Source organism: Streptomyces sp. NPDC059564, assembly GCF_042735575.1.
Classification (GTDB): Bacteria; Actinomycetota; Actinomycetes; order Streptomycetales; family Streptomycetaceae; genus Streptomyces.
Window position 1 is genome coordinate 1 of record NZ_JBHWBP010000488.1, and the last position, 4,468, is coordinate 4,468.

Here is a 4,468-nt window from a genome sequence, read left to right on the forward strand (position 1 = left end):
GATCCTGCTCACCGAGGCCGGGCTCGGGGTGCTCGCCCTGGTGCTGCTGGTGAACGCGCTGCTGCCGCACCCGCTGCTGTGGCCGCTGTACGTGGTGGCCGCCGGGGTGTCGGCGCTGACCGGGCTCCAGCGGCCCGCGCTGGACTCGCTGATGGCCCGGATCGTGCCGCACGACCAGCTGAGCGCCGCCGCCGCGCTCAACGCACTGCGCTACCAGGTCGGGGCGATCGCCGGACCGTCGCTGGCGGGCGTGGTCGTCGCGTACGCCGGGTACGCGCCCGCGTACTGCGTCACCGTCGCGGGCTTCCTCGTCTCGGTGGTCCTGTGTACGCGGCTCAGCCCGGCTCCCCCGGCCGGGGGCGGGGAACGCCCCTCGCTGCGGGCGATCGCCGAGGGCGCCCGGTACGCGTGGAGCCGGCCGGTGCTGCTGGGCACGTACGCCGTCGATCTGGCGGCGATGTTCTTCGCGTTCCCGAACGCCATCCTGCCGTTCCTCGCCGACGAGCTGGACGCGGTGTGGGCGCTGGGCCTGATGTACGCGGCGGGCGCGGTCGGCTCGCTCGTGCTGGGGCTGACCAGCGGCTGGGTGTCGCGGGTACGGCGGCACGGGCTGCTGGTGGTGTCCGGGGCGGCCGTGTGGGGCCTGGCCATCGCGGCGGCCGGCTGGTCCACGGGGATCTGGGTCGTGCTGCTGTGCCTGGCGGCGGCGGGGGCGGGCGACATGCTGAGCGGGCTGGGCCGGGCCACGATCTGGAACCAGACGATCCCGGAGGGGCTGCGCGGGCGGCTCGCGGGCATCGAGGTGCTCTCGTACAGCGTCGGCCCGCAGCTCGGGCAGGTCCGGGCGGGCACGATGGCCGGGTGGACCGGCACCCGGCCGGCGTTCTGGAGCGGCGGCCTCGCCTGTGTGGCCTCGGTGGCGCTGCTGGCCGCGCTGCTGCCGAAGCTGATCTCCTACGACGCGGACACCGACGAGGACGCGCTGCGCCGGCGGGCCGCCCGGGAGGCGGATCCGGCCCCGCGGCCGGAGGGCGCCGCGGCCTGACGGACCGTACGGCCGCGCCGGACCCCAGGGGCCGTACCGCGCCCGAACGGCGGTGTCCGCGGTGCGCCCGGGCTTCGGGGCCGGGAGGGTGACGCCATGGGCGCATGGTGGTACCGCAACATCCTGGAGCCGGGGAAACTGCCCCTGCTGCTGGCCCTGTCCGCGTTCGTCGTGACCTTCGCCGTCACCCGGGTCATCACCCGCATGATCCGCGCCGGGAAGGGCCCGTTCCGCAACGTCACCCCGGGCGGTCTGCACGTACACCACGCCGTGCCCGGGGTGATCCTGATGACCGTGGGCGGGTTCACGGCCATCGCGGGCGGGCGGACGGGGTGGGGCGCCTGCCTCGCGGCCGTGCTGTTCGGCATGGGAACCGGCCTGGTGCTGGACGAGTTCGCGCTGATCCTGCACCTGAGCGACGTCTACTGGAGCAAGGAGGGGACCATCAGCATCGAGGTCGTGATCATGACCTCGGCGCTCGCGTCCCTGCTGCTGTGCGGTTTCCTGCCGCTCGGCGTGGACGGACTGACGCCGGACGAGGAGCAGAGCCGGCTGACCTTGGTGGGGACGGTGCTGTTCAACCTGCTGCTGGCCGTCGTCGCCCTGTTCAAGGGGAAGCCGCGGATGGCCGTGCTCGGGGTGATCGTCCCGCTGATCGCGCTGGTCGCGGCGGTGCGGCTGGCCCGGCCGGTCTCGCCGTGGGCGCGCCGCTTCTACCGGCGGCGGCCGAAGGCCCGGGCCCGGACCCTGAAGCGGGCCTACCACCACGACCGGCGCTGGAGCGGGCTGCGGCGGCGGGTCGACTACCTGATCGGCGGCGCGCCCAGCCCGTAGCGGAAGCGGACGGGCCGGGCGACACGCCGGGCCCGTCCGCCCCGGCTCACGCGGAGGTCGGGGCCGCGTCGAGCTCCCACGCGTGGCGCTTGAACTCCCGGCGGAAGTCCGTGTGGTCCTCCCACTGACGGGCGATGCCGCGCAGCACGTCCCAGTGGTGCTCCACCGACTGGTCGATGACGTTGCGCATCCGCTGGTCGGCCGTCTCCCGCTTCGCGATGAGCCCCTTCACCGCGGAGGCCTCCAGCACGCTGTTGCGCAGCGCGCGCAGCGCCCGGGAGGTGTCGTCCATCGCGAAACCGCGCTCACTTCCGGTCTCCGCGTCGAACAGCGGGGTCAGCCGCGCCTCGATGAACGCGGTGATCCGCTCGAAGTGCTGCACGTCCATCAGGGGTCTCCCTCTCCCGCCGTGCGCGCGCCCGGGGCGCGGCACGGCCCTTCGAAACTGCTCGGGGCCGAGCTCCGTTGCAGGATACGAGGTCGTGGTCACCGGCCTGCCACAGGTCCTCTTCAGGCGGAACCGGACATACTGCTGCCGTGAACGACAGGGTCGGTGCAGGACACCACCGCGCGCGTCCGCGCCGGAGCCGGTGGATCGGGGGCGCGGTGGCGCTGGCCGTCGCGGGGGTGGTGGCGGGCAGCGTGCTCACGTACTCCGGCGCTTCCTCCGACGCCGGTGACACGGGTGACACCGTACGGATCGACGTGGGCGCGGGCCGGGCGAAGGGCGCGCCGGTGGACGCGCAGACCGAACTGCCCACCGGCCCGGCTCCGGAGCTGAGGATCGCCGCGACGATCCCGGAGGACGGCAGCAAGGTGATGGTGACCACGCTCGCCGGGAAGAAGTCCGGTTTCACGGGCAAGGTGTGGCTGTGGCTGCCGCCGCAGTACAAGGAGGAGCGGTTCGCGCACAGCGGGTTCCCGGTGATGATCGCGCTGCCGGGCGGGCCGGGTTTCCCCGTCAACTACTGGATGGACCGCAACCTCAAGCTGGAGGCGAGCATCTCCCGCTGGTCGAAGGACGGCAGCAGTCTGCCGTTCATCCTGGCCATGCCGGTCCTCAACCCGCGGACGGACGGGAAGGAAGGCCTGTACTGGGACGGCAGCGACATCCCGGGGCAGCCCAGGATGGGGACCTGGCTGACGGAGGACGTGCCCGATCTGGTGCGGTCCGCCTTCCGGACCATCAAGTCCCGTGACGGGTGGGCCTTCATGGGCAGCTCGACCGGCGGCTTCGCCGGACTCAAGGCGGTGCTCCAGAAGCCGGACCGGTTCAAGGCCGTCATCGCCGGGGGGCCGGACATCCTGCCCGACTCCCGTCTGTGGCAGGGGCACCCGCGGGAGAAACTGGAGAACAGCCCGCCCTGGCTCGCGCAGCGGCTCATCGACCGGCACGGGCCCGAGGTCTACCTCGCGTTCCAGGTCGGCACCAAGGGAAGCGACATCCGCTGCCGCCCGCAGATCGAGAAGTTCATCGCGCGGTACGGGACCGGACCGGTGAAGACGCGGTTCCACATCGACGAGGGCGGCGGCCACAACGCGCGCACCTACGTCCCCGGCATGCACGACGGCGCGCTCATCCAGTGGGTCAGCGCCCACATGCGCGGCCCGGTCCCCGGCGCCTGACGCGGGGAAACGGGGAACGGGGAAACGGGGAACGCGGAAACCCCTTGGCCGCGGGGGCTCCGCCCGCGCTTGAATGCGGCCATGGAGAACCTGGTCTGGGACGAACTGCCCGAGGACGTACGCGCGCACGTGGACGGCCTGCTCGTGCGCGACCGCCGCATCATGGCGGTCAAGGCCGTCCGGGACGCCTGCCCCGAGCCCGCGCCCGGCATCCGGGAGTGCGTCGAGGTACTGGAGCGGCGCCGCGCCGTGCTCCTCAGCCGGAGAACGGAACCGGCGGGGTGACGGCCAGGACGGGCGGGGCCGGGGAGTCGTAGCGGTGTCCGCAGGGGTCGAAGACCAGGACCACCGGTTCGCCCGGGCGCTGGCGCCAGGAGATCCGCTCGGGCGCGACCGCGCACACCGGACAGCGGGGCAGCGGGCTCGGCCGGGCGCCACGGCACTCGGGCAGGGCCGCGAGCGACGGCGGCATGGGGTGCGGATCACGCATGGCGGCTCCCTGGTCCGGCAGTTGCACTCCAGGCACTGTGCCATGCCCGGGCCCGCCTCCGCACGGGCGAATCATCCAGTGTTCTGGCTGGTCAGAGGGAGGTCCACCAGGCCCAATGCGGTCGCCGGCGGGCACTTGGTGATCAAGCACCCCTCCGGTCGGCCTCGACCAGCCCCGATTCGTACGCGGCGATGACCGCCTGCGCCCGGTCGCGGACGCCCAGCTTGTTGAAGATGCCGGTGATGTGGTTCTTGACCGTGGAGATGCTGATGTCCAGTTCCGCGGCTATCTCGGCGTTGTCCAGGCCGCCGGCCAGCAGCCGCCAGATCTCCAGTTCGCGCGGGGTGAGCCCGGCGGACGGCACGGCCGTCGCGGGCCGGGGCTCGCGCGGGGAGGCCCGTACGTAGGTGGAGATCAGCCGGGTCAGCAGGCGCGGCGCGACGGCGGCCTCACCGGTGTGGACGGTGTGGACG

At 73.2% G+C, this 4,468-nt stretch carries 7 protein-coding genes; 4 read left to right on the plus strand and 3 right to left on the minus strand.

Translation table 11 applies throughout. The features are described from left to right. Both ACFV0Q_RS38685 and ACFV0Q_RS38690 read left to right on the plus strand, forming a co-directional pair. Nucleotides 1–1,045 (plus strand): MFS transporter (locus ACFV0Q_RS38685; RefSeq protein ID WP_385012406.1); only part of this gene is annotated, 1,045 nt, incomplete at its 5' end. Between the two features lie 96 nt (nucleotides 1,046–1,141). Next, entirely contained in the window at nucleotides 1,142–1,879 is a 738-nt protein-coding gene (locus ACFV0Q_RS38690) for a hypothetical protein (RefSeq protein WP_385012408.1), read from the plus strand. 46 nt (nucleotides 1,880–1,925) lie between these two features. Here ACFV0Q_RS38690 and ACFV0Q_RS38695 read toward each other — a convergent pair whose 3' ends face one another. After that, entirely contained in the window at nucleotides 1,926–2,267 is a 342-nt protein-coding gene (locus ACFV0Q_RS38695) for a hypothetical protein (RefSeq protein ID WP_385012410.1), read from the minus strand. 149 nt (nucleotides 2,268–2,416) lie between these two features. On the opposite strand from ACFV0Q_RS38695, the gene ACFV0Q_RS38700 reads away from it, so the two are divergent. Together ACFV0Q_RS38700 and ACFV0Q_RS38705 are read left to right on the plus strand one after the other, a co-directional pair. After that, the gene (locus ACFV0Q_RS38700; protein WP_385012412.1) at nucleotides 2,417–3,505 is read left to right on the plus strand and encodes an alpha/beta hydrolase; all 1,089 of its coding nucleotides are present in this window, start codon (nucleotides 2,417–2,419) and stop codon (nucleotides 3,503–3,505) included. 81 nt (nucleotides 3,506–3,586) lie between these two features. Then, the gene (locus ACFV0Q_RS38705) at nucleotides 3,587–3,790 is read left to right on the plus strand and encodes a hypothetical protein (protein ID WP_385012413.1); all 204 of its coding nucleotides are present in this window, start codon (nucleotides 3,587–3,589) and stop codon (nucleotides 3,788–3,790) included. On the opposite strand, the gene ACFV0Q_RS38710 is transcribed toward ACFV0Q_RS38705, so the two are convergent. After that, nucleotides 3,762–3,995 (minus strand): hypothetical protein, encoded by a 234-nt coding sequence (locus ACFV0Q_RS38710; RefSeq protein ID WP_385012415.1) that lies wholly within the window; start codon nucleotides 3,993–3,995, stop codon nucleotides 3,762–3,764. The genes ACFV0Q_RS38705 and ACFV0Q_RS38710 overlap by 29 nt on opposite strands. 142 nt (nucleotides 3,996–4,137) lie before the next feature. Next, nucleotides 4,138–4,468: LuxR C-terminal-related transcriptional regulator (locus ACFV0Q_RS38715; RefSeq protein ID WP_385012417.1), on the minus strand; the 331-nt coding region annotated here is incomplete at its 5' end.